Source organism: Propioniciclava flava, assembly GCF_004126535.1.
Taxonomy (GTDB): Bacteria; Actinomycetota; Actinomycetes; order Propionibacteriales; family Propionibacteriaceae; genus Propioniciclava; species Propioniciclava flava.
On sequence record NZ_PPCV01000007.1, the window covers coordinates 1 to 24,671 of the forward strand.

Annotated in this window: 15 protein-coding genes; 8 read left to right on the forward strand and 7 right to left on the reverse strand. The window is 67.4% G+C overall.

Going from position 1 to position 24,671, the window contains the following annotated elements:
* The first annotated feature begins 926 nt into the window (after positions 1-926).
* Complete coding sequence (locus tag C1706_RS10410; protein WP_129459187.1) at positions 927-1,604, forward strand: hypothetical protein; 678 nt, start codon at positions 927-929, stop codon at positions 1,602-1,604.
* A gap of 222 nt (positions 1,605-1,826) precedes the next feature.
* On the opposite strand, the gene dnaB is transcribed toward C1706_RS10410, so the two are convergent.
* Positions 1,827-3,200 carry a replicative DNA helicase gene (gene dnaB, locus C1706_RS10415; protein WP_206661099.1) on the reverse strand — a complete coding sequence of 458 codons (1,374 nt, stop codon included), beginning with the start codon at positions 3,198-3,200 and terminating at the stop codon, positions 1,827-1,829.
* A 561-nt stretch (positions 3,201-3,761) separates the two neighbouring features.
* Between dnaB and C1706_RS10420 the strand changes: the two genes are divergently transcribed.
* The 4 genes from C1706_RS10420 (at position 3,762) to C1706_RS10435 (ending at position 8,445) form a co-directional block, all read left to right on the forward strand.
* Complete coding sequence (locus C1706_RS10420; protein WP_129459189.1) at positions 3,762-4,163, forward strand: metal-sensitive transcriptional regulator; 402 nt, start codon at positions 3,762-3,764, stop codon at positions 4,161-4,163.
* 35 nt (positions 4,164-4,198) lie between these two features.
* Entirely contained in the window at positions 4,199-4,513 is a 315-nt protein-coding gene (locus C1706_RS10425; protein ID WP_129459190.1) for a heavy-metal-associated domain-containing protein, read from the forward strand.
* Positions 4,514-4,701: 188 nt separating this feature from the next.
* Positions 4,702-6,930 carry a heavy metal translocating P-type ATPase gene (locus C1706_RS10430; RefSeq protein ID WP_129459191.1) on the forward strand — a complete coding sequence of 743 codons (2,229 nt, stop codon included), beginning with the start codon at positions 4,702-4,704 and terminating at the stop codon, positions 6,928-6,930.
* Between the two features lie 255 nt (positions 6,931-7,185).
* Positions 7,186-8,445 (forward strand): MFS transporter, encoded by a 1,260-nt coding sequence (locus tag C1706_RS10435; RefSeq protein WP_164987521.1) that lies wholly within the window; start codon positions 7,186-7,188, stop codon positions 8,443-8,445.
* Positions 8,446-8,754: 309 nt separating this feature from the next.
* Here the strand turns inward: C1706_RS10435 and C1706_RS10440 are convergent, their stop codons facing one another.
* Positions 8,755-9,141 (reverse strand): YchJ family protein, encoded by a 387-nt coding sequence (locus C1706_RS10440; protein ID WP_241653536.1) that lies wholly within the window; start codon positions 9,139-9,141, stop codon positions 8,755-8,757.
* A complete protein-coding gene (locus tag C1706_RS10445; protein ID WP_129459193.1) occupies positions 9,138-10,520 on the reverse strand; it encodes a glycosyltransferase in 1,383 nt (460 codons plus the stop codon). Before C1706_RS10445 ends, C1706_RS10440 begins: the two co-directional genes overlap by 4 nt.
* Before the next feature lie 264 nt (positions 10,521-10,784).
* On the opposite strand from C1706_RS10445, the gene C1706_RS10450 reads away from it, so the two are divergent.
* Positions 10,785-12,533 carry a CshA/CshB family fibrillar adhesin-related protein gene (locus tag C1706_RS10450; protein ID WP_129459194.1) on the forward strand — a complete coding sequence of 583 codons (1,749 nt, stop codon included), beginning with the start codon at positions 10,785-10,787 and terminating at the stop codon, positions 12,531-12,533.
* A 128-nt stretch (positions 12,534-12,661) separates the two neighbouring features.
* Here C1706_RS10450 and C1706_RS10455 read toward each other — a convergent pair whose 3' ends face one another.
* The 4 genes from C1706_RS10455 to C1706_RS10470 form a co-directional block, all read right to left on the reverse strand.
* Positions 12,662-13,672 carry a dihydroorotate dehydrogenase-like protein gene (locus tag C1706_RS10455; RefSeq protein WP_129459195.1) on the reverse strand — a complete coding sequence of 337 codons (1,011 nt, stop codon included), beginning with the start codon at positions 13,670-13,672 and terminating at the stop codon, positions 12,662-12,664.
* Between the two features lie 3 nt (positions 13,673-13,675).
* On the reverse strand, positions 13,676-17,239 hold the full coding sequence (gene nifJ, locus C1706_RS10460) for a pyruvate:ferredoxin (flavodoxin) oxidoreductase (protein WP_129459196.1): 3,564 nt from the start codon (positions 17,237-17,239) through the stop codon (positions 13,676-13,678).
* Between the two features lie 26 nt (positions 17,240-17,265).
* On the reverse strand, positions 17,266-18,897 hold the full coding sequence (locus tag C1706_RS10465; RefSeq protein WP_129459197.1) for an NAD(P)-binding protein: 1,632 nt from the start codon (positions 18,895-18,897) through the stop codon (positions 17,266-17,268).
* Between the two features lie 161 nt (positions 18,898-19,058).
* Positions 19,059-19,634, reverse strand: coding sequence for a GNAT family N-acetyltransferase (locus C1706_RS10470; RefSeq protein ID WP_180316859.1), 576 nt, complete (start codon positions 19,632-19,634; stop codon positions 19,059-19,061).
* Between the two features lie 325 nt (positions 19,635-19,959).
* Between C1706_RS10470 and C1706_RS10475 the strand changes: the two genes are divergently transcribed.
* Together C1706_RS10475 and C1706_RS10480 are read left to right on the forward strand one after the other, a co-directional pair.
* A complete protein-coding gene (locus C1706_RS10475; RefSeq protein ID WP_129459198.1) occupies positions 19,960-21,429 on the forward strand; it encodes an MFS transporter in 1,470 nt (489 codons plus the stop codon).
* A gap of 163 nt (positions 21,430-21,592) precedes the next feature.
* The gene (locus C1706_RS10480; RefSeq protein ID WP_129459199.1) at positions 21,593-24,643 is read left to right on the forward strand and encodes an alpha-mannosidase; all 3,051 of its coding nucleotides are present in this window, start codon (positions 21,593-21,595) and stop codon (positions 24,641-24,643) included.
* The last annotated feature ends 28 nt before the right edge of the window (positions 24,644-24,671 follow it).

The window sequence follows — 24,671 nt, forward strand, 5'->3', positions numbered from 1 at the left end:
CGGGCTCATCGAACTCCACCGCCGCATCGCCCGCGGCTTCCGCAACCGAGACAACTACCGGCTACGCATGCTCCTCATCGGCGGCGGACTCACCCCGCCACCCCCACCGGAAGTGTGAAGAGCCACTTATGTCACACTGAGGCCATCCCCAGGAGGTATGACCCCATGAATCTCTCAAGGCGGCCCAGTTCGCTCATCATTGTTCTGCTGGTCGTGGCGGCAGGTTGTTCGCCAGTTCCCGCGGTGACTCCCACTCCGTCACCGACGTACGCGTGCATTCCAGAGGCGGGTGGTGAAGCGGTACCGTGCGGCCCGATTGAGTATGAGCAATCCCAAAGGCGTGATGCGCTATACGCTGAGGCTGAGGTGGTCTATCGCAGGTTCAGGGCTGAGCGGGAGAGGCTTCAATTGAGCGCCAATCCGGTGATGACGGCTGAACTTGAGGCGGTTACTGCGGGTGGGTTTCGAGAGATGGTTGCCCGTGCACTTGAGCAAGCGCAGGGGCGGAACCGGCTCAGCGGCCAGGCTGACGTTGTGTGGGTGCGGCGGTTGCCGGGTCTGAGTATGTCGGGGTCGATCGTTGCCCTGACGGTTTGTACTGATGCGAGGGGTGTGCGGTTTGCGAACCCAAGCGGGGCGCCCACGCCGGGGGTAGCCATCGATCATCGGTTCTATATGGCGCGCGATGCAGGCGGTCTGTTGAGGATTGTCGATTCGGAGTCGCGGACCGTCGAATCATGTTGAGGCATTACATTCCGGTCGTGGCGCTACTCGCGGTGGTCCTATCGGGTGGAGTGGCTGCCGAGCCGAAAGGCTATGCGCGTTCGTACGCAGAAGATATGGGAAATGCTGTTGTAGATGCGCAGATCGCAGAACAGAAGCGTTCGGGGGGCGGACGTGGTTCTGGTGGTGGGAGTCCTGCGGGCGTGGCCGATCAGACATCGGAGCAACTCAAGTACGAGTTGGCTGAGGTGGATGGTCGGACCGTGCGGCTGTATCCGCGGCGGCCTAAGCCGCCCGCGGTTATTCCTGAGTGTTGGGAGGGGGCTCAGGAGTTGGTGAAGTGTCGGATTGTTCCTGACGAGGAGCCCGGCGACCAGGCCGCTCCGGTGGCGGCTCCGTCGCGGGAGCGGGTGGAGCGAACGGTCAGATCGTTGGTGTCGCGGATGGAGTTGCCGGTGCCGACTCCGTTGGTGGGGCCGGATCCGAGCGTGAATGAGTGGAACATGGCGGTGGTGGGGTACCCGTTGTGGTTGTGGACGGATGATCCGGGGTCGATGTCGTCGACGGTGACGGGGAATGGGATCACCATCACGATCAATGCGCGGCGTGGCGCGACGACGTTCGATATGGGTGATGGTGGCAAGGTGGTATGCACGCAGATGAGCGCGTATCGGGCTTCGGTGAAGCCGGCGACGCCGTCGCCGACGTGTGGGTACGTCTACGGGTGGCCCTCGCTGCCGAAGGGCACCTACGCGGTCACGGCGTCGAGTGCTTGGGTGGTGGACTGGTCGGCATTGGGGTTTGAGGGGACGATTCCGGTGACGGTGACTGCTTCACGGCAATTGCCGGTGGGCGAGTTGCACGCCGTGGTTGTTCGCTGAAGGGCTGCACCGGTGCTTGGTGCGCCATAGCTGCCTCGCGGTGCCGGCCACTGGCGAGTTGAGGTCCACCGCTGAGAGGTCATCAGGTGTTGGGGGAAGGGTGCGTGCGTGGCGCCGTTCAGCTCACGTGTTCGCGAACAGACCGCAACCCCGTCCGGTCTGTTCGCGTTGGTCGGGAGATTCGCCGCCAGGGCGGCGTCGTCGATGTGCGGATCAAGGCTTTCAGCGCTGCATGTCGACAAAGCGGCTCAGTGCGCCCTGGAAGGCGACGGGAAGGATGTCGGTGGCGCCGTTGCGATGCTTGGCGACGATGAAGTCGGCCTCGCCTGCGCGCGGGGACTGCTTGTCGTAGGCGTCCTCGCGGTGCAGCAGGATGACGACGTCGGCGTCCTGCTCCAGGGAGCCGGACTCGCGCAGGTCAGACAGCATCGGCTTCTTGTCGGTGCGGGATTCGGGGCCACGGTTGAGCTGGGAGAGTGCCACCACGGGCACTTCGAGTTCCTTGGCGAGCAGCTTGATCTGTCGGGAGAACTCTGAGACCTCCAACTGGCGCGACTCGACCTTCTTGCCCGAGGTCATCAACTGCATGTAGTCGATCACGATGAGCTTGAGATCCATGCGCTGCTTGAGACGCCGGGCCTTGGAGCGGATCTCCATCATCGTCAGGTTGGGTGAATCGTCAATGTAGAGCGGTGCGCGGCTCACCTGGGCAGTCTTGGAGGAGATCCGCGACCAGTACTCCTCGTTCATCTCGCCCTTGCGGATCGCGCTCATCGGGACGCCGGACTCGGCAGCCAGCAAGCGCATGACGATTTCGGACTTGGTCATCTCCAAGCTGAAGAACACGCTGCACAAGCCATGCTTGATGGACGCCGCCCGCGCGAAATCCAACCCGAGGGTCGACTTACCCATGCCAGGACGCGCGGCGACGATAATCATCTGCCCGGGGTGGAGGCCGTTGGTCAGGTGATCGAGGTCGATGAACCCGGTCGGGACGCCCGACATCTGGCCGTGCTCATCGAGCGCCTCGATCTCGTCGAGGGTGATCTCCACGAGTTCTGAGAGCGGCTGATAGTCCTCGGAGGCGCGATTCTCGGCGACCTCGAAGATGGCCTGCTGGGCGGCGTCCACGATGTTCACCACATCGCCCTCAGCCTGATAGCCCATCTGCGAGATCTTCATCGACGCGTCGACGAGGCGGCGCAGGATCGCCTTGTCCCGCACGATCTCGGCGTAATAGGTCGCGTTAGCGGTCACCGACACCGCGGAGACCAGTTCGTGGAGGTAAATGTGGCCACCGATCTGGTTGATCTGGCCCTTCTTGCTCAGGTTGTCGGCCACTGTGATGGCATCCACGGGCTCGCCGCGGCCGTACTGATCCATGATCGCGTCGTAGATGTACTCGTGGGCGGGGCGGTAGAAGTCGCGCCCCTTGAGGATTTCGGTGACCTCGCCGATCGCGTCCTTGCTCAGCAGCATCGCCCCCAGGACGCTTTGCTCGGCGGGCATGTCTTGGGGCGGCGTGCGGTCGGAGCCGCCCCCGCCGGAGCGCTCAAACGGAACCACATTGTCGGACCATGATCCCTGCTGGTCCATCGACATCGGTCGCGTCCTCTCCCCGTGGGTGCCTACTGGGACGACGATAGGTCGCCATCCCGACAGTTCCCGTTCCGGCCCCCCAAGTGCATAGTTTCGGCGACGGGAAGTACCCGAACGTAGCCCCCCGATGGGGCGGAACCAAACTGGGAAAACCGCACTCATCCACCTTCCCTGTGGATGGCGTGTGGATAGCTGTGGACCCACGCCGTGGCCCCTGTGTACGACACGCCGTAGGGGTGGGACTAACCTCGGAGGGATGCGAGCCGATAGGTCTCCGGCTAGGGGAGACGATGCGGCGCGAAGATTCTTCTGAAGAAGTGTGGTCGCGGTTGCCACGTGTCACCCGCAGGTTGACTTGCCCCGCCCTAGGGGAGTATCGGGGGCACTTTTCCACAGCTTTGGGTCGCCCCTGTGGGTGACTGGCGGGCCCCTGCGTGATGCTCTGGCGGGCAGGTTTGGAGCGGTTTCCCGCGCGAGGGAAAATGGAGGCCAACCTCGCCGGCGCGCCGCCGGAATAAACCCCCGAGGGGTATAGTTGGGTCAAGCAGGAGGCATGACATGAACGAGAACATCGACGTCCCGGTGGTACCCGACGACGCACGCACGCTCGCCGACGCCACGCCCGCTGCTCCTGCCGCGGGGGACTGCTGTCACCCAGAAGATCCCGACAGCACGCACCAGCACGGCTACATCACGGCCAAAGACAACTACCTGCGCCGCCTGCGCCGCATCGAAGGCCAGGCTCGCGGTCTGCAGCGCATGGTCGTGGAAGAGAAGTACTGCATCGACATCCTCACCCAGGTGTCGGCCATGACGAAGGCGCTCCAGTCGGTGGCCCTCGAACTGCTCGAGGACCACATGGCCCACTGCGTCGTCGCCGCAGCGCGTGAGGGCGGTCAGGCCGCCGAAGACAAGATCCAAGAGGCCTCCGAGGCCATCGCCCGACTGGTCCGCAGCTGACCGGCGGGCATCACACATCACGACAAGGAGTAACGATGGTTGATCTCAGCATCAAGGACGCCAACGCCACCGGCGGCGGTTGCGGCTGCGGCTGCGGCGGGCATGACGCCAAGGCCGACCAGGCCGCCCCGGCGTCGCAGGGCGCGGTCGTCGCCGACTACACCGTCACTGGCATGACATGCGGCCACTGCGTCGCCGCCGTCACCGAGGAAGTCTCCGCGATCCCCGGCGTCACCGACGTGACCGTCGACCTCGAATCCGGTGCCCTCAAGGTTGTCTCGGACGATGCGGTCGACTTCGACCGCATCGTCGAGGCCGTTGCCGAGGCCGGGGACTACACCGTCGCCTGAGCCTCACCTCGGACGCCGCCGCGCCGCTGAGCGCCACGTCAGGTGCGCCCCGGCGTCCGGGTCACCCGGCTCCCCGTGCTGTCGTCGCGGGTGAGCCGACCCTCATCCACCGCCAGGACCAGCCAGTCCTCGCACGAGCACCCCCTTGTGCGACCACACGCCGGTCCTCCGCACAAAGGAGCATCACCATGGCCCCCCAGGCCGCCACCGCGGACGCCATCACCGATCCGGAGCGCCGCGCCTCCCTCGAACTCGACATCAGCGGGATGACGTGCGCGTCCTGCGCCGCCCGCATCGAGAAGAAACTCAATAAGGTCGACGGCGTCACCGCCTCGGTGAACTACGCCACCGAGAAGGCCAAGATCCTCGCCCCGACCACTCTCAGCCTCGACGATCTCATCGGCGTCGTGGAGAAGACCGGCTACGGCGCCAAGCGGCCCGATCCGGCCACCCCCGCCCCCGATCGCGTCGCGCCCCTGCGCCGCGACCTGATGCTGTCGGCCGCCCTCGCCGTCCCCGTCATCGCGTTGGCGATGATCCCCGCGCTGCAGTTCCCCGGCTGGACCTGGGTCTCCCTCGTGCTAGCGAGCCCCGTCTACTTCTGGGCGGCGCGACGCTTCCACCGCTCCGCCTGGGTGAACCTGCGCCACGGCGCGACCACGATGGACACCCTCATCTCGCTGGGCACCTCCGCGGCCTACTGGTACTCCCTGTGGGCCCTGCTGTTCACGCACGCGGGCGACCTGCACTACACGCACCCCTTCACGCTCACCATCGGCCGGGCCGACGGGGCCTCGGTGTACTTCGAGGCAGTCGTCGGGATCGTCACGTTCCTCCTGGCTGGCCGGTGGTTCGAAGCCCGGGCCCGGACGCAAAGCTCCGCCGCGTTGCGCGCGCTGCTGACGCTGGGCGCCTCCGAGGCGACCCGGTTGCGCGGCGGCGTCGAGGAGCGCGTCCCGATCGACTTCCTCAAGCTCGGCGACGAGTTTGTGGTTCGGCCAGGCGAGAAGATCGCCACTGACGGCGTCGTCGTCTCCGGGGGGTCAGCCGTTGACGAGTCCATGGTGACCGGCGAATCGCTTCCGGTGGACAAGCTTCCGGGCGACCAGGTCATCGGCGCGACCCTCAACGCGAACGGACGCCTCGTCGTCCGGGCCACCGCGCTGGGGGAGGACACCGAACTCTCCCGCATGGCCCGCATGGTCGAGGAGGCCCAGACCCGCAAGGCGCCCGTTCAGGCGCTCGCCGACAAGGTGGCGGGGGTCTTTGTCCCGATCGTGCTGATCATCGCCTTGATCACGTTCGCGGGCTGGCAGCTGGCGGGCGAACCGGTCCTGTTTGCGGCCACCGCCGCCGTGGCCGTGCTCATCATCGCCTGCCCGTGCGCGCTCGGACTGGCCACCCCCACCGCGCTGCTGGTCGGCACCGGACGAGGTGCCTCCCTGGGCGTCATCATCGCCGGGCCGGACGTCTTGGAGCGTGCCAAGTCCGTCCGCGTCATCGCCGTGGACAAGACCGGAACCGTCACCACGGGCGAACTGCAGGTTGTCGGCGTGACCGCTGGAGGTGGCGTCACCGAGGCCGACGTCCTCGGCTGGGCTGCTGCCGCCGAGGCCAGCTCCGAGCACCCGCTCGCGCAGGCGATCGTCGCGGCCCACCCGGACGCGCCGCGCCCGGTGGACTCCTTCGAGAATGTGCCCGGGGAGGGCGTGCGAGCCGTCGTGGACGGGGTCGCCGTCCGCGTCTCGCGCCCCGATGCCGTTGCCGACTTGCCCACCGATCTGCTCCAGGCGGTGGACGCCTCCCAGGCGCGCGGGCAAACCGCGGTGGTCGTGTCCCGGGGTGCCGCGCCGATCGGCGTCGTCTCTCTGGCCGACACCGTCAAACCCACCTCACGCGACGCCATCGCCCGGTTCGCCGAACTCGGTCTCACTCCCGTCTTGTTGACCGGCGACAACGAGCGTGCCGCCCGGGCAGTCGCCGACAGCGTGGGCATCAGCCAGGTCATGGCGAACGTGCGCCCCGACGGGAAGGTCGCCGCGATCCGCGCGCTCCAAGAAACGCACGGACGCGTCGCCATGGTCGGGGACGGCGTCAACGACGCCGCAGCCCTGGCCGCCGCAGACCTGGGCATCGCCATGGGGTCGGGCACCGACGCCGCCAAGGAGGCCGCCGGGATCGTCGTCATGCGTCCCGATCTCATGCTGGTCGTGGACGCCCTGCGCCTGTCGCGCTCCACACTGCGGACGATCCGCATCAACCTGTTCTGGGCGTTCGCCTACAACGTGGCCGCGATCCCGCTGGCCGCCCTGGGCATGCTGACGCCGATGATCGCCGGGGCTGCCATGGCGTTCAGTTCCGTGTTCGTCGTGTCGAACTCGCTGCTGCTGCGCCGCTTCCGCCCCGTCGCCAACTGACGCGCCCCCGATGCTGCCGCAGTCGCCGTCGTCCGCTCCCCGCAAAGGGGGCTGCGGCGCGGCGGCGTCCCGAGGGCTGTCAGGCAGGTGCGTGGGCGTGCGTCTGGACGCTACCGTGGGGTTCTCGCTGGCGCCGATCACGGCATCACCCCCGCGGCGCGACGTCTGTGCTCCGCATTCCCACCTTGGTCGGGATCACCGCAGCGGGGACCATCTGCCGCCCCACCACGACAGGAGCCCCCACCCATGATGGAGATGACCGCGCCCCCCAGCCCTCAGGCCCCCGCCTCACCCGCGGCGCCCCTGGCGGCCCTGCTGCTCAGCAACCTGCTCGGCGGACTCGGTATCGCGTCCGGCATCACGGTCGGTGCGCTGCTCGTGTCCGACATGGGAGGCGTGGAACTCGCAGGCGCCAGCCAGGGGCTGGCCGTCCTCGGTGCCGCTGCCGCGGCTGTCCCGCTCGCCCACCTCGCCGCGCGTCGCGGACGCCGCGCCTCACTGGGCCTGGGCTACGCGGTCGCCGCAGCCGGGGCTGCCCTGATCATCATCGGTGCCTCGCTGGGTTGGCTGCTCCTGGTCCTCGTCGGCATGGCCGCGTTCGGATTCGCGAGCGCCACCAACCTGCAATCCCGGTATGCGGCATCCGAGGTGGGTCGCCCGTCCTCGCGCGGCTTGATGCTCTCGGTCGTGGTGTGGGCGACCACCCTCGGATCCGTCGTCGGGCCGCAACTCAGCCCACTGGGGGCTGACATCGCGACGTCGCTGAGGATGTATCCGCTCTCAGGGCCGTACCTGTTTGCCGCGATCGGGTTCGTCGTCGCCGGGCTCATCATCACCGCGCTGTATCGAGTGCCCCTCGCCCCGGCGCAGGCGCCGACCCCCAGCGCAATCAGCGGCCCCCGGGTCGGCAGCTTCGCTGCACTGCGCTGGGCGATGCGCCACCCTGTAACCCGGTTCGCCGTGGCCCTACTGGTCGGTGCCCACGCGATGATGGTGGCGATCATGACGATGGCACCGCTGTTCCTGGCTCAGCGCGGGTACCCCCTGCCCTACGTTGGCTGGGTCATCGCGCTGCACATTCTCGGGATGTACGCCCTCAGCCCGCTCTTCGGGTGGCTGTGTGATCAAGCCGGACCGGTCTGGGTCGCCATCCCGGGGCTGACCATGCTGGCCGTGGCCGCGGCTTATGCGATGGTCAACGGGGGCAACATCCTCCTGGTCGGAGCGTCATTGGTGCTGCTCGGCGTGGGCTGGTCCGCGTGCACCATCGCCGCCTCCGCCCTCCTGGCTAGCGTCGATGTGGGGGAACTGCGTGTGCCGCTGCAAGGCGGCACCGATGCGCTCATGAACTACGCCGGTGCCCTCGCCGCACTGGCGTCGGGGCCGCTGCTTCTCCTGCTCGGCTACGGCGGGCTTGCTCTCGTGGCGGCCCTGCTCACGCTGCCCGCGGCCACACTCATCAGGAAGGCGGCCCTCGAGGTCGCCCGCATGCGCAGCCTCTCGTTACCTCGCTGAGGGCCCCCCTGCGGTGCTGGACGCGGGGTAGTGGTGGACCGTCCGCACTTGCTACGTTGCCGCCATGCGGACCCACGGGTGCCTTGGGATGGTCGGCCTCTTTGCCGCGATACTCGTGGGGAGCGTCGCCTTGCTGAACGGGTTCCTTTGGCTGGAGGCCCACGCCCCGCCCTGGCACATCGTCGCCGTCGCGTCGCTGGTGGCGTTCCCCGTGTGGTGGATCCCCGTCGCTTGGGTGGGGCACCTCCTGGATCGACGCCGTGAACGCCGCGAAGCCGCAAACCCACCCCCGCAGCCGCCCCCCAAAGATCAGCCCCCGACGCCGTCCACATAGAGCCACCGACCGTCCTCGAACACGAACCGGCTCCGCTCCCGCAACACCCCTGAGCCTGCGGGGGAGTCCCAGGATGCCGCGAAGGTGACCGTGCCCTCCTCCTGCCACGCCCGGCCATCCGTCGTGGCGAGGATCTCCAGCGCCTGCCAGTGAGTGTCCGCGTCCCGCGCCAGATCGGCGGGTCGCGTCGCCGGATGCCACGTGTCGATCAGATAGTCGGGCAGCCCCAGCGCAAAAGCCGAATACCGTGACCGCATCAACGCCAGCGCCGTCGGTGGGCGGCGGGTGCCCATGTGGAAGCGTCCGCAGCAAGCCGCATAGGCCGTGCCGGTGCCGCACGGGCACACCTGAAGTTCGCTCACGATGGGTCGGCGTGCATCGACTCTGGAATCGGAGTACCGGCGGCGAGATCCCGGTAGAGATCCATCATGGCTTCGGACTGACGCTGGATCGTCCACCAGGACGCCATCTCGCGGCTGCGCGCACGAGCCCGCTGCGCGAACTCCGGGTCTTGCAGCCGCCGCAGCATGGTGACGAGTTGCCGGGCCAGCGACTCGGGGGTGGGGCGAGCGATCAGCGCATTGACGTCGGGATCGACCACGAGCCGCAACTCGTCATCGACGCTCACGATAGGAAGCCCGGCATGCGCGGCTTCGTGCAGGACGAGGGCCTGGGTGTCGGAGGTCGACGGGAAGGCGAACACGTCGGCGGAGGCGTAGTAGGGCCCCAACTGCTGGCGCGGGATCTGCCCCACGAGCGTGACGCCGCCACGACGACGAGCCGCACGGAGTTTCTGCGCTACCGATGAGGACACGCGCCAGTCGCCGACGAACATGAGTTCCGCGTCCGGGATGTCCTCACGCACCCACGCGAAGGCGTCCACCAGCAAGGCGATGTTCTTTTCGGGGGCGATCCGCCCCACATACAAAATGCGGGGCCCGGATGCAGCCGGGAGCGGGCGACCGGAGGGGAGGGCGTCGACACCATTGGGCACCACGCGAATGTGGCTGCGCGGGGCGAGTTCGCGCACGCGGACCGCCGTCTTGTCTGACGGAGTGGTCACCAACTCTGCCGCCTCGAGCATGCCGCGGGCCGCGTCGAGGAGGTTGCGCCGCGACAGGCTGGTGGGACGCCGCCGCAACAACCCGGACGCCACCAGCCGTCCATCCGACAGCCAGCGGCGCATGTCCTGCATCTGGGGGCGCTTCATGCCCTTCGTGGACACCTTCAGGAGCTGATAGAAGGCATCCAAGAAAGGGGTGAGCATCGCGTAATGGTCGGCGTAAGCCTCGAAGTCGGTGTGCCAGGTGACCATCAACGGGCACTCTGCGCGATCAGCTGCCCACACTCCGAGGAGACCGATGGGGCCAAGCCCCTGCACATGGATGAGATCGGGTGGATCGGCCTCGAAGGCGTCCAGGGCCCGCTCGAAGCCGCGCCCGCCCGCGACGGCCATCGGCAGGCCAGGGAGCTTGATCGAGGGGAGCCGCAACTCCGAACGCAGCGGGTGATTCTTGTACGGGTTCGGCCCCGGCGTCGCCGGTGCCACGACCTGCACCTGATAGCCGTCGTCGAGGAGTTGCTTCTCCAAGAACTGCACGGCATACAGCAGGCCACTGGGGGCTGGGCCGTAGTTGTCGGTGAACAGCGCGACCCGGAGCGGGCGTTGCCCAGGCTGCCGCGGTGACGCGGATCCGGGGGCAGTACGGGGGCGTGCGCGTGAGGGGTCGGAGAGTTCCATCCCCGCCGAGTCTAGGTGAGAACGCGTGCGGGAGGAGCATCCCGCGAGGAGCGCCGGTTGTGGACAATGCCGCACCGCCCAACTGCGACGCCGTTATCAGCGGCGCGGGTGGGCATTCTGCAATCTCTCAATGGACTGACGAATGAGTGTCCTCCGTCCTTGGAGCTATGTGCCATGAGAGGAGGAACGGTGAAAGACAGCACGGTGAATTGTTTGCCGCCTGCGCGTAAAGGCGGCCGCGGTCATGCGACAGCGTGTCGGTGGATGGCGGTGCCCGCCCTCGCCGCGTTGACGGTGGGGATGATGGGCATGGGGCCCCTCCCCGGCGCTCAGGCTGCAGGGGCGCAGGGCTGCAACTACGGGCAAACCGGTCCCAAGGCTGAGGCCTTGTGCTGGATCGACATGTCGAGCCTGGACTTCGCCCAAGCGTCGTCGGCAGGCGGTCAGTCGATGTCCCTGAACCTGCCTGGCGGAAGCATCATCAGCTTCACAGTCAAGATCGAAAAGAACGTGCCCGGCGCCCAGCCTGTGCTGTCGAACGATGACGCCGGCACCCTCAATTACGCCAACGAGCACGGACCCCGCACCCTGGTGGCGCATGCGTTCCCCACCTACACCGGTGCCGTCATCGGAAACGCGTACTACACCCAGACTGCGGGCAAGCCGGCGCTGTGGACCACCCTGGATCGCATCGAGAACCCTGACGGGTCGACCAGCGATTGGAGCGGCTGGGTCGATCACGTCGAGTTGAGCAATATCACCGTGACCAAGAATGGTGTTCCTTACCCGGAATACTCCCTGATTATGGCCGACGCGGAATCCACCGATGCCACCGGGCCGGAGGCGCTGGCATTTACGTCGGATAAGCCGATCCAGCCGCTTTTCACCGCCCAGCCGGACGGCTACAGCGCCGCCTGCGCCGGGGGACTGTCGGGTGTGGGGACAACCCAGGCCATCTGCTCGGGCGGCAACGACGGCAGCGCCAAGGCCGGTGCGGCCGTGATGAAGGCCACAGCCCCGAGCACAGTCGCCATCGACATGCGCGTCGCCTTCAACTCCCAAGAGGCTGTGGCCTTCGCCGTGATGTTCACCCAGGCGTCCGGTTCGGTGACGGTCGACAACGCCAATGGCCAGGCGACGGGCACCTACACGATGACCGTCCAGCAGGGCGACATCGCGCTCGGCCAGGCCACGACCGACGGGAGCGCCCGGAACACCGGCGTTATCCCCAAGCAGCCCATCGTGGCTGGCGAAGGCACGGTGATCTCCTACGCGCTGAACCACGGCGGCGGAACCCCGGACGGCGCCTATGACGTGACGTGGGTGTGCACCGTGAACGGGGCACCCGCCACTCCGCAGTTGAGCAATAGCGGGCGCAACGCCAGCGTGAAGGCGGAGCCCGACGACGCAGTGAACTGTGACGCGCACCTCACCGCGCGAGGCCCACAGACCGGCGATGCGTCCACGACGATCGAACCGGATCAGGTGGCCACGCTGACCCCCGACGTGACACCCGGGAAGGGTGCCGTGACGTCGGCCGCATTCGACAATGGGCAAACCACGAAGGTGGTTCCTGGCGAGGGCTCGTGGTCGATCACTGTGGTGGAAGGGAAGCCGGTCGCGACGTTCACCCCGGAGCCGGGATACCACGGTGCGGTCACGTCTCAGAAGTACACGGTCACAGACGTCAATGGTCTGACGTCGAACCTGGGAACGTTGGCCGTGACGATCAAGGTGCCAGTGCCTCCGAGCCCGACGCCCACGCCGACGCCCACGCCGACCCAGCCGCCGAGCCCCGGCCCGACGCCGACGCTGCCGCCGAGCCCGACGAAACCGTCGGATCCGTCACCCAGCACGAACCCGGGCGGTTCCCCCGAGAACCCGGAGAATCCGAGCGGACGCCTTCCCATGACCGGCGCGGACAACGTGGCTGGCCTCGCGGCAGGTTCGCTCGTGCTGATGGGTGCGGGCGGAGCAGCCATCATGTACGCGCGTCGCCGACGCGGTCAGTGATCCACGGCTAGCAGTCACAACAGGCGCGGGGCGGGAGTTGAAGAACTCCCGCCCCGCGCCTGTTGCGCTGAGGTAGCCCGTCCGAGGACCGAGGTGATGACGGTGCCGTTATGCGTGCCCCAGGCGGGTCACAGAGCGCCGTAGCGCTCCTTGGCTGCCTGGATGGCGCCCACGTAGCCGCCACGCTCCAAAGCGTCCGCGTCGGTAACCAGGGGGAGCGCCATCATGCCGCGCACCTGCTCCAGGGAGGTGAACTCCTTGCGCAGCATCCACGACTGGAGGCCGCTGACGAGTTCGGAGGTGTAGTCGCGGCCATGCCGGACCAGCGCCGCTGTCGTCATGACGATGTCAGCGCCCGCCAACAGATAGCGGATCACATCGTCGGCGGTCTCCACACCCGTCGAGCCCGCAAGGGACGCGTTGGTGTGGTTGCGTAGCGCCGCGATCCAGGTGCGGGGGAGCCGCCCCTCGTGCGTGGTGGACAGGTCGAAGGCCGAGTCCATGCCGAGCGTTTCCGGGTTGACGTCAGGCTGCAGGAACCGGTTGAACAGCACCAGGCCGGACGCGCCCGCGTCCACCAAACGCAGGGCCATGTTTCCGGGCGAACTGAAGTAGGGCGACATCTTCACCGACACCGGAATGGAGACGGCACTGGTGACCGCGGAGACGATCTCCAGGTGGCGCTTCTCCACGGCGTCACCGCTGGTGGCGGTGTCCCCGGGGACCAGATAGATGTTCAACTCGATCGCGGACGCGCCCGCGTCCGCCAGTTCGCGCGCGAACTCGACCCAGCCGCCCAGATCCGCGCCGTTGAGGGATGCGATCACCGGGACGTCCAGCGCCGAGGCGGACCGCTCCAGCAACGACAGATAGCTGTAGGCAGCGGACTTGATCGTGATCGGGTTCGCCGGGAAGTAATCCAGCGCCTCCGGGGAGGCATTCTCGTGGGATTCGATCAGCGCCTCATCGCGGGCGACCTCGGCGCGCAACTGCTCCTCGAACAGCGAGTACAGCACGACCGCGGACGCACCGCCGTCGGCCAGCCCCTTCACGCCGTCCAGCGTCTGCGACAGCGGGCCCGCCGACGCCACGACCGGGTGCTTCAGCTCCAGGCCGAGGTAGGTGGTGGTCAGATCCATTGCTCACTCCTTCGCGTCGGTGGCGAACTCGTCCGCGCCGCGCACCGACATCTCTTCGTAGTCGCGCCAGCGGCGAGCCACCTGCGCCTGGCCGAACTCCAGCATCCGCTCAGCCGCCTCAGGGTCGGCAGCCTTCAGCATCCGGAACCGCAGTTCGTTCTCGTGGTACTTCCGCAGCGGGAACCGTGGACGCGGCGAGTCGAGCAGGAACGGGTTCTTCCCCGCCATCCGCAAGACGGGGTTGTAGCGCATCAGCGGCCAGTGCCCGGAGTTCACCGCCAGGTACTGCTGGTCGAGGCCCTTCTTCATGTCGATGCCGTGCGCGATGCAGTGGCTGTAGGCCAGGATCAGGCTGGGGCCGTCGTAGGCCTCCGCCTCACGGAACGCCTTCAGCGTCTGCTCCGGATCGGCACCCATCGCCACGCGGGCCACGTACACGTTGCCGTAGCTGATCGCCTGCATCGCCAGGTCCTTGGAGATGGTCTCCTTGCCCGCGGAGGCGAACTTCGCCACGGCCCCCATCGGGGTCGCCTTGGACGCCTGGCCACCGGTGTTGGAGTACACCTCGGTGTCCAGCACCAGCACGTTGACGTTGCGGCCGGACGCGAGCACGTGATCCAGGCCGCCCGAACCGATGTCGTAGGCCCAGCCGTCACCGCCGACGATCCACACCGACCGGCGCAGCAGGTGATCGCACACCGAACGCAGGTCGGCGGCACGGATACCGTCCATGCCTTCGAGGATCGTCTTGAGCTCGTCGACGCGGGCGCGCTGGGCGCTCAGATCCGACTCGTATTGCTGCTCGGTGGTCAGGATCGTGTCGACCAGATCGTCGTTGCCGATCTCGGGACGCAACTGCTCCAGGCGGGTGCGCGCCAGTTCGGTTTGCAGGTCGGCGGCCAGCCGCAGCCCCAGCCCGAATTCGGCGTTGTCCTCGAACAGCGAGTTCGACCAGGCAGGCCCGCGGCCGTACTTGTTGCGTGACCAGGGCGTCGTGGGCAGGTTGCCGCCATAAATCGAACTGCAGCCCGTCGCGTTCGCGATCGAGGTGCGGCCCCCGAACAACTGGCTCAGCAACTTCAGGTACGGCGTCTCGCCGCAACCGGTGCACGCCCCCGAGAACTCGAACAACGGCTCCAGGTATTGGACGCCCCGCACGGTCGCGAAGTCGACGCGGCTACGCCGGTTGACCGGAATCGACTCGAAGAACTCCACGTTGGTGCGGGTCGGCTCGCGATCCTCGACCAGCGCCAGGTTGATCGCCTTGCGGTTGTTACCGCTGGGCACCTTCACCGGGCAAGCCTCCACACACAGCCCGCAGCCGGTGCAGTCCTCGGCGTAGACCTGCAGGGTGTAGCGAGCCCCCGGCAGGCCCGCAGCGTTCAGTTCGGCGGTCTGGAACCCTTCGGGAGCCCCCTCCAGGGCTGTCTCCGGGTAGTACTTCGCGCGCAGGACGGCGTGCGGGCAGACGAACGCGCAGTTACCGCACTGGATGCAGGCGTTCTCGTCCCACACCGCGACGATGTCGGAGATGTTGCGCTTCTCGTACTGCGTCGTCCCGCTGGGGTAGGTGCCGTCCACGGGCAGCGCCGACACCGGCAGCGTGTCGCCGTTGTCGATGAGCATCTGGGCGGTCACGTCGCGGACGAAGGCCGGTGCCGAGGCGGGCACGGCGGCGATCCGCTGCTTGTCGGAGACGGGAGCCTCAGGCACCTCCACGCGGTGCAGGTGCGCGATCGCGGCGTCCACCGCGTTCTCGTTCTTGGCCACCACGTCGGCGCCGCGGCGGCCGTACGTCTTGCGGATCGACTGCTTGACGGCTTCGATCGCCGCGTCGCGCTCCATCACCTTGCTGATCGCGAAGAAGCAGGTCTGCAACACCGTGTTGGTGCGGTTGCCCATGCCGGCGGTGCGGGCCACCGCGTTGGCATCAACCGTCCACAACTCGCACTCGAGTTCGATGAGGCGACGCTGCATCGGCTCGGGCAGGTGCGCGAACACCTCGTTTGCCGAGTAGTGGCTGTTGACCAGCACGACCGTGCCGCGGCGAGCCATCTTGAGCACGTCGACGCGCTCCAGGATCGACCAGTGGTGGACGCCGATGAAGCCGGCGGCGTTGACCAGATAGGGCGCCGTGATCGGCTGCGGCCCAAAGCGCAGGTGGCTGACGGTACGGCTGCCGGACTTCTTGGAGTCGTACACGAAGTAGCCCTGCGCGTAGGTGCCGTCTTGGCTGCCCAGGATCTTGATGGTGTTCTTGTTCGCACCGACCGTGCCATCTGAACCGATGCCGAAGAACACCGCGCGCAGCGTCTGGGGGGACTCCACGTCCAGTTCGTCGTAATCGAGGCTGAGCATCGTGACGTCATCGTTGATACCCACGGTGAACCGCGGACGCGGCGACGGCTTGGCCAGTTCGTCGAAGACCCCGATCACCATGCCGGGGGTGAACTCCTTGCTGGACAGGCCGTAGCGCCCGCCGATGACGCGCGGCAACGTGGCGCGTCGCCCCGTGGAGACGGCCTCGGCCAGCGCCGAGGTGACGTCCAGGAACAACGGTTCGCCGCCCGCACCGGGTTCCTTCGTGCGGTCCATGACCGCAATTGAGGTCACCGAGGCGGGGATCGCGTCCAGAAGGGCGTCGACCGGCAGCGGGCGGTACAGCCGCACCTGAAGGACGCCGACCTTGCGGCCGTCCGCGAGCAGGTGGTCGACCGCCTGCATCGCCGACTGGGCACCCGACCCCATGATGATGATGATCGCCTCGGCGTCCGGATCGCCGTAGTACTCCATCAGGTGGTACTGGCGGCCGGTGAGTTCGGCGAACTCGTCCATGGCGCCCTGGACGATGCCGGGGACCTTGTCGTAGTACGGGTTGACCGTTTCGCGGCTTTGGAAGTAGGTGTCCGGGTTCTGCGCGGTACCCCGGATGTAGGGGTGCTCGGGGCTCAGCGCGCGGTCACGGTGCTCGATGATCAGCGACTCGGGCACGTACGCGCGCAGATCGTCGTCGCTGAGCATCTCCAGCGTGTTCAGCTCGTGGCTGGTGCGGAAGCCGTCGAAGAAGTGGATGAACGGGACGCGGCTGCGCAGCGTCGCCAGTTGGGACACCGCGGCCAGGTCGTGGCACTCCTGCACCGAGGCCGAACTGAGCAGGGCGAAGCCCGTCTGCCGGACCGCCATCACGTCTTGGTGATCGCCGAAGATCGACAGGCCTTGTGCGGCCAGCGAGCGGGCCGCGACGTGGAACACCGTCGAGGTCAGCTCACCCGCGATCTTGTACATGTTCGGGATCATGAGCAGCAGGCCCTGGGAGGCCGTGAACGTCGTGCTCATCGCACCGCCCTGCAGCGCCCCGTGGAGGGCGCCCGCGGCGCCGCCCTCAGACTGCATCTGGACGACCGTGGGGCGGATGCCGAATACGTTCTTTTGCCCCTTGCCGGCCCACTCGTCGGCCAACTCGGCCATCGTGGAACTCGGGGTGATGGGGTAGATGGAGCACAGCTCGTTGAGCCGGTAGGCCACCGAGGCGGCGGCCTCGTTGCCATCGATGATCGCTCGGGTCATGGTGTCGTCTTCCGTCCTTCTCGCGTTCAGCGTTCCGCGATCATGTCGATGGCATGCACCGGGCACTGTTCGTAGCAGGTGCCGCAGCCGGTGCACTTGGCGTAGTCGTAGCGGTAACGGTTGCCCTTGCCGAGCTTGATGACGGCATCTTCGGGGCAGGAACCCAGGCAGCCGTCGCACTCGATGCAGTTGCCGCAACTCAGGCAGCGCCACGCCTCGGTGCGGGCCTCGTCCTCGGTCAGGCCACCCACGACCTCATCGAAGGCCTTGCGGGCGGCGACGGCCAACTCAGGTTGGCTGGTGCGCCGGTTGTCGCCCCAGTACCACAAGTTCAGCTTGTCGAAGCTGGCCAGGTCGTGCTTCTCCTTGGGGACCGCGGGCATGTTGGACAGCCACAGGTCGATCATGGTGGCGGCCTTCTTGCCGTGGCCGACGCCGACGGTGACGGTCCGCTCGGACGGGACGGCGTCGCCGCCCGCGAAGATGCCGGGCACATCGGTCATGAGCGTCGTGGGATTGACGTTGACGGTGTCGCCGTCGAAGCTCATGCCCGGGATGGAGCGCAGGAAGCCGGAGTCGGCTTCCTGACCGAGCGCCAAGATGACCGTGTCGGCCTCTAGCGTCTCGAACTTGCCGGTGCCGCGAGCCTTGCCGTTCTCGTCGAGTTCCATGATCTCGACCTGCATGTGGCCCTCATCGAACTGGTTGATGGTCCGCAGCCAGTTCATCTTGACGCCCTCGCGCACGGCCTCGTCGTGCTCCTCGGCGTGGGCGGGCATCTGGTCTTGGGTCCGGCGGTAGACGACGATCGACTCCTCGGCGCCGAGGCGGCGGGCGGTACGAGCGGCGTCCATGGCCGTGTTCCCTGCGCCGTACACCGCGACGCGGCGGCCGATCAGCGGACGGTCGCCGGAGGCGACGTCGCGCAGGAAGCTCACCGCGTCCACGATGCGCCCGGCGTCCATGGTGGGAATGTCGACCCGCTTGGACAGGTGGGCGCCGATGGCGACGAACACGGCGTCGAAGTGCCCGGCGCGCTGCTCATCGAGCAGGTCGGTCACCTTGTGGTTCTGCACGAACGTGACGCCCAGTTCGCGGATGCGGGCAATCTCGGCGTCCAGCACATCGCGCGGCAGACGGTACTCGGGGATGCCGTAGCGCATCATGCCGCCGGGCAGTTCGGAGCCGTCGTGGATTTCGACGTCGTGGCCCAGCATCGCCAGGTGGTAGGCGGCCGAGAGTCCCGAGGGGCCCGAGCCGATGACCAGCACGCGCCGACCGGAGCTATGGGCCGGCTTGGTGAACTGCCAGCCCTGCTCGATGGCCGTGTCGCCGAGGAATCGCTCGACGGAGTGGATCGATACCGCGCCATCGAGTTCGATACGGTTGCAGGCCGTTTCGCACGGGTGGTAGCAAACACGCCCATGAATGGCGGGGAACGGGTTGTTGCGCGTGAGTTCACGCCAAGCACCCTGGTCGTCCTTGGCCTTGACCAGGCGCAGCCACTCCTGAATGTTCTCCCCCGCAGGGCAGGCGTTATTGCACGGCGGCAGAAGGTCAACGTAGATCGGCATGCGTAGCCGCACGGGTCCGACGCGACCGGCGCTGGTGCCCAGATCAGGCAGGTGCGTCAGGTTGCGGGTGGTGGGTTGGTCCATGCTCGACCTCCAGTGGACGCGGTTCGTTAATCGAACTCACACTACTGCGCGTAGTAGCTCTTGGCAGGAAGGGCAAGCGTTTTCCGGGAAATTAATAAAGCAACACTATTGATGCGAAAATGTTCGCGTGGTAAGGGGTGTTGTCGAAGTGCGCGCGGGGGTCAGTGCGACGCGTGACGCACCATCCGCTGCATATCGAGATCGCCCCAGTCGGGCCCCGAGCGCCCGCCGAACCCGTCCAGGGCGAAGCCGTTGCGCTCATAGAAGCGGCGCGCACCCGCGTTGCCCTGGATGACCCACAGGTAGGCGTCGCGATGGTCGGGCAGGGCGGCGTCCAGCAACCGCTGGCCTAGCCCCTCGTTGCGCAAGCCGGGCATGACATAGAGAGTGTCGAGACACCAATCGACACCCGCAGGGACGTGAGCGTCCCCGAACAGATCGTGCTCCCAGTCGCCGACGCCGCGAAAAGCGGACGCCAACCCCACGATGGCGCCGCGCTCGCTCCGCGCGACGATGTGGCGCGCCTCGGGCTCCTCGTGCAGATGCGCGGACTCGGTCGCGGCAGCGAGGTCCGTCAGGAGCGCGTCGCGGCGTTCGGAGGTCGACGTCCACAGCGCGGCCGCGTGACCGGCGTCGGCGAGATGCGCGTACGCGACATGCTGCATGGCGATGTGGGCGCGGACCGCGTCCTCCACATCGGCGGGGGTCATCAAGGCGAGCGAGATGGGTTCAGGCACAACTCCCATCATCGCAAATAACCTCCCCTGCGGTCACGTCCGCGCTGACGCGGCGATCGCGGCCGTGTGCCGATCGCGGTGGTGACTTTTCGGCCGCGGGGGGGTCGCGCTGAGCGGACGGTTGCCAAGTGTTGCTGCAACTTGTGGGCAATGATCCGCTCAGGGTGGCGAGTGCGCGCGAGGCATGTTCGAATCACATTGTTACGAGCAACTCTCTCCGCAAAGGTGAGGGAGAGTTTCGCGCCTGAAGCACTTCTCCGAGGATGGGGAGACCGGCCCGTTGGCGGCACGCCAGCTCGCGCGATGAAGGGAAGGGCCGACAACGGTGTCTGACAACAACAGCATCCCCGAGGGGGAGCCGCTCTGGGGAGCAAGTCGTGTCTCCGGAACCGACGACCTGCTGGCGAACACGCCGCAGGGCGTCTCGATGCTCGACGGCGATGAAGGTGCCGACGAGTCCAACTTCGTCCCTCCGCGGGGGCGTGTGGGAGCGGCGATCTCGCTGGGTGCTTCGATGTCCATCGACAGTTCCGAGGGCGGCGTATCCAAGACGTTCTTCCCCCAGATCATGGTGGCGTTCGGGCTGGGCGACTCGCAGCTTGGTCTGCTGAACGCGCTCGGCAACGCCGCACGTATGATCTTCGGCCCCATCTGGGCCGTCCTGGCCGACAAGTTCGGGCGCAAGGTCATCTTGTTCGTGGTGACCGGCGTCTGGGGCCTGTGGACCATCGCCACCGGCTTCGCCACCAGCTGGCCGATGCTGCTGACGCTCTACTCCATCGCCCTCATCGGCACGGTGGCCTCCGAGCCCATCCTTAATGGCCTGCTCGGCTCGCTGTACCGGCGCTCTGAACGCGGGCGGGCCTTCGGCCTCGTGCGCGCCACCTCCGCCGCACTCGGCTTCATCTTGACCCCGGCGCTGGGTCAGTTCGGCGGCAACCCCGAGGGTTGGCGCTACGCCATGTTCACGATGGGCATCTTGTCGCTGGTCTCCGGCGTCCTCATCCTGATCTTCGTCCACGAGCCCAAGGGCGTGAGCGAGGAGCAGCGTGCGGAACTCAAGGCCGAGGCTGGCATGTTCCGGTGGAGCGACGTTCCCAAGCTGTTCAAGATCCCGACGCTGGCCCTCATGGCGCCGATGCTGCTGCTGGTCACCTCGCTGGTGCTCTTCGGGTTCCAAAGCCAGGTGTGGGCCCGCGACCTGGGCTATGGCGTGAAGAACGCGTCCTACCTGTACACCGTCATGCAGATCGGCATGACCGTCTCCGCTCTCGTGGGCGGCCTGCTGGGCGACCTCTTCGCCAAGAAGTTCGGCGCACGCGGACGCATCATCTTGTTCCAGATCTACGCGGTCGCCTTCGGCACGATCATCGCCTTGACCATGTACTTCTCCAAGTGGTGGGACCCCGACGTCACGCCGGGCAACGGCCAGGTCGTCACCAACGACCCGAGCCTCATGTACTACGTGATGGTCTTCCTCATGGGTCTGATCTTCTCGATCGGCTTCTCCGGCTGCGTGCTCCCGATGATCTCCACCGTCACGCCCAAGCAGCTCTCCGCCACAGCCTTCGCGGTGCTGTTCTCGCTCATCCAGGGCGGCATCAACGTCGTCTACAGCATCGTCTTGGGCAACATCGCCCAGGCCATCGGCGATCTCCAGCTGACGATCCTCATCGGTGCTGCGCTGCCGTACCTGCTCAACGCCGTCTACTGGTTCGTCTTCTACAAGACCTACCCGAAGGACGCCAAGCTCCAAGGTGAGCGCAGCCGCGCGATCGCCAACGGCGTCTTCTGAGCGAGACGTCGCCACACGACGCACGCTGAACCACGAGTGGCCCCGCTGGGATTCCCGGCGGGGCCACCTCATGTCTGGACGGTGCGAGGGGCTGCCGCGGCAACAGGTTCTCCCGTGACCGTTTTCCTGGGTCCAGGCCCGCTGATCGGGTTGGATGAGTCTCATGCACGCTGACACCGCGCTCACCGTTGATCGCACCCGCCGCGTCCTCGCCGAACGGATCTGGCCCGCTCTGTACTCGGCGGCCCTGCCTTTGACCATGACGGCGCATCACCTGCCCGGCGAACCGGTGTCCCCCGCGGACGCCCTGGCAGCCGACTATGAGCCCTACACCCTGGGGACACCGTGGGGGCCCGCCTGGAGCACCACATGGTTCCATCTGCACGGGGTCGTGCCCGCTGCATGGGCAGGCAAGCGGATCGAGGCCGTCATCGACCTGGGATTCACCACGGCCAGCCCCGGCTTCCAAGCGGAAGGCCTCGTGTATCGCCCCGACGGGGAGCCGGTGAAGTCGATCAACCCGCGCAACCAATGGGTGGCCGTCGCAGAGGCCGCGCGCGGTGAGGAGATCGTCGACCTGTACGTCGAGGCCGCCGCCAACCCCGTTCTGCTCTGCGAGGACACCTTCCTCCCCACGCCCAACGGCGACCTGGCCACCGCGTCCGAGACGCCGCTCTACGCCGTGCGCCGCGCCGAGATCGCCGTGCTCGAACCCGACGTGTTCGAGTTGGCCCTCGACGTCGAGGTCCTGGTCCAGCTCCAGGCCGAGCTTCCCGCAACAGCGCCGCGCAGGGCACGCATCCTCCAAGCGCTCGACGACGCCCTCGACGCCCTGGATCTGCACCATGTCGCGGTGACCGCAGCGCAGGCTCGTGCCGCTCTGGCGGACGTGCTGGCCGCCCCCGCCGAGGCCAGCGCGCACCGGATTGCCGCCGTCGGCCATGCCCACATCGACTCGGCGTGGCTGTGGCCCGTCCGCGAGATGATCCGCAAAGTCGCCCGCACCACCGCGAGCATGACCGAACTCATCGCGTCCACCGACGACTTCGTGTACGGCATGTCGAGCGCCCAGCAGTACGCCTGGCTCAAAGAGCACCGCCCGGAGGTGTACGCCAAGGTGAAGGACGCCGTCGCCGCAGGACGGTTCCTTCCGTTGGGCGGCATGTGGGTCGAGTCGGACACCACCATGCCGTCGGGGGAGGCGATGGCCCGGCAGTTCCTCTACGGCCAACGCTTCTTCGAAACCGAGTTCGGGTGCCGCTCGAACGGGGTGTGGCTACCCGACTCGTTCGGCTACTCGGCGGCGCTGCCGCAACTGATCCGCAGGGCGGGGTTCTCATGGTTCTTCACGCAAAAGATCTCGTGGAACCAGGTCAACGTGTTCCCCCACCACACCTTCGACTGGGAGGGGATCGACGGATCGCGCGTCTTCACGCACTTTCCGCCCATGGACACCTACAACTCCGAACTGAGCGGCGCCGAGGTAGCCAAGGCGTCCCGCCAGTTCCGGGAGGCCCGGCTGGCGTCCGGGTCGATCGCTCCCACCGGTTGGGGCGATGGCGGCGGCGGTTCCACGCGGGAGATGGTGGGTCGGGCGTCCCGGCTGGCCAACCTGGAGGGCTCTGCACGCGTGCGTTGGGAACACCCCGACGACTTCTATGCGCGGGCTCGCACCGAACTGCCGCAGGCGCCCGTGTGGGTGGGCGAACTGTATCTGGAGATGCACCGGGGGACGCTCACCAGCCAGCATCGCACCAAGGCCGGGAACCGGCGCAGCGAGCAACTCCTCGTCGAAGCCGAGTTGTGGTGGGCCACCGCGGCGGTACGCGCGGGCGTCGACTACCCCTATGACGCCCTGGACGCCTTGTGGCGGCAGACGCTCCTGCAGCAGTTCCACGACATCCTGCCGGGCACCTCCATCGCGTGGGTGCACCGTGAAGCCGTCGCCCACTACGCCCGCATCGAAGCCGAGGCCTTGGCGTTGATCGCGCAGGCGCAGGCAATCCTGGCAGCGCCGGATGCGGAGGCGCAGGGAGACGACGGGGGATCGCCGGAGCCCCAGGCGGTGGTGTTCAACGCCTCGCCCTACCCCGTGGATGGGGTCGCAGGGTTGAGCGCGGGCGTCCCCGTCGCGCCCGACGACGCGGTGACGCTCACCGCCACCCTTGAGGGGTGGACGCTGGCGAATGGGCTCGTGCGCGTCGGCGTGGACGCCGACGGGTTGATCGTTTCGGCGGTCGACGACAGCAGCGGACGGGAGCTGATCCCCGCCGGGGCTGCCGCGAACCTGCTGCAGATCCACCCCGACTTCCCCAACAGGTGGGACGCATGGGACGTGGACCGGTTCTATCGCAACCGCGTCACCGACCTGCGCGGGCACCGGTCGCTGCGGGCCGACCTGACCGACGGCGTGGCCAGCGTCCGCGTCGAACGTGCCTTTGGTGACTCGCAGGTCGTGCAGACGCTGCGCCTGCGGCCCGGCTCGCGCACGCTGGAAATCGACCAGGTCACCGACTGGCATGAGAGCGAGACGTTCCTCAAAGTGGCGTTCCCGCTGGACCTGTTCGCCGAATCGACGCTGGCCGAGACCCAGTTCGGGGCCGTGCGCCGCGTCACCCACACCAACACGTCCTGGGAGGCGGCGAAGTTCGAGACGTCGATGCACCGGTTCGTGCTGGCCGAGGAGGCCGGGGGTGGAGCGGCATTGGTCACCGACTCGACCTACGGCTTCGACGTCAGCCGTCAGGTCGGACACGACGGCACCGCCACGCAGTTCACCACAAACCTGCGCCTGTCGCTGTTGCGTGCGCCCCGGTTCCCCGATCCGCAGACCGATCAAGGCGAGCAGCGTCACCGCTACGGGCTGGTGATCGGCGCGGACATCGAGGATGCGACGCGGGAGGGCTATGCGCTCAACACAGCGCGGCGTCCCCACCTCGGGCGGGAGGTGCCACCGTTGGTGGCTGCCTCGGACGGGATCGTGATCTCGGCGATCAAGCTCGCCGCCGACCGCTCCGGTGACCTCATCATCCGCGTGTACGAGCCGTACGGACGCCGTGCCCGCGGGACGCTGCGGCTCGCGCGTCCGGCGGCGGCGGTCTGGGAGGCGTCCCTGATGGAGGATCGGCTGGGGACGCCGGTCGCGGAGCAGACCGATGCGCTCACGGTCGCCCTCACACCGTTTGAGGTGCGGACCTACCGGATGACCCTCTGACGCCGGGCATCGCGCCCGAATGGGGCCC

Excerpts from the sequence above, each read along its gene's own strand:
- C1706_RS10450 (WP_129459194.1), top strand. The coding sequence starts at position 10,785 with ATGGCGGTGCCCGCCCTCGCCGCGTTGACGGTGGGGATGATGGGCATG.
- dnaB (WP_206661099.1), bottom strand. The coding sequence starts at position 3,200 with ATGGACCAGCAGGGATCATGGTCCGACAATGTGGTTCCGTTTGAGCGC.
- C1706_RS10425 (WP_129459190.1), top strand. The coding sequence starts at position 4,199 with ATGGTTGATCTCAGCATCAAGGACGCCAACGCCACCGGCGGCGGTTGC.
- C1706_RS10435 (WP_164987521.1), top strand. The coding sequence starts at position 7,186 with ATGACCGCGCCCCCCAGCCCTCAGGCCCCCGCCTCACCCGCGGCGCCC.
- C1706_RS10465 (WP_129459197.1), bottom strand. The coding sequence starts at position 18,897 with ATGGACCAACCCACCACCCGCAACCTGACGCACCTGCCTGATCTGGGC.
- C1706_RS10480 (WP_129459199.1), top strand. The coding sequence starts at position 21,593 with ATGCACGCTGACACCGCGCTCACCGTTGATCGCACCCGCCGCGTCCTC.
- C1706_RS10445 (WP_129459193.1), bottom strand. The coding sequence starts at position 10,520 with ATGGAACTCTCCGACCCCTCACGCGCACGCCCCCGTACTGCCCCCGGA.
- C1706_RS10430 (WP_129459191.1), top strand. The coding sequence starts at position 4,702 with ATGGCCCCCCAGGCCGCCACCGCGGACGCCATCACCGATCCGGAGCGC.
- C1706_RS10455 (WP_129459195.1), bottom strand. The coding sequence starts at position 13,672 with ATGGATCTGACCACCACCTACCTCGGCCTGGAGCTGAAGCACCCGGTC.
- nifJ (WP_129459196.1), bottom strand. The coding sequence starts at position 17,239 with ATGACCCGAGCGATCATCGATGGCAACGAGGCCGCCGCCTCGGTGGCC.
- C1706_RS10420 (WP_129459189.1), top strand. The coding sequence starts at position 3,762 with ATGAACGAGAACATCGACGTCCCGGTGGTACCCGACGACGCACGCACG.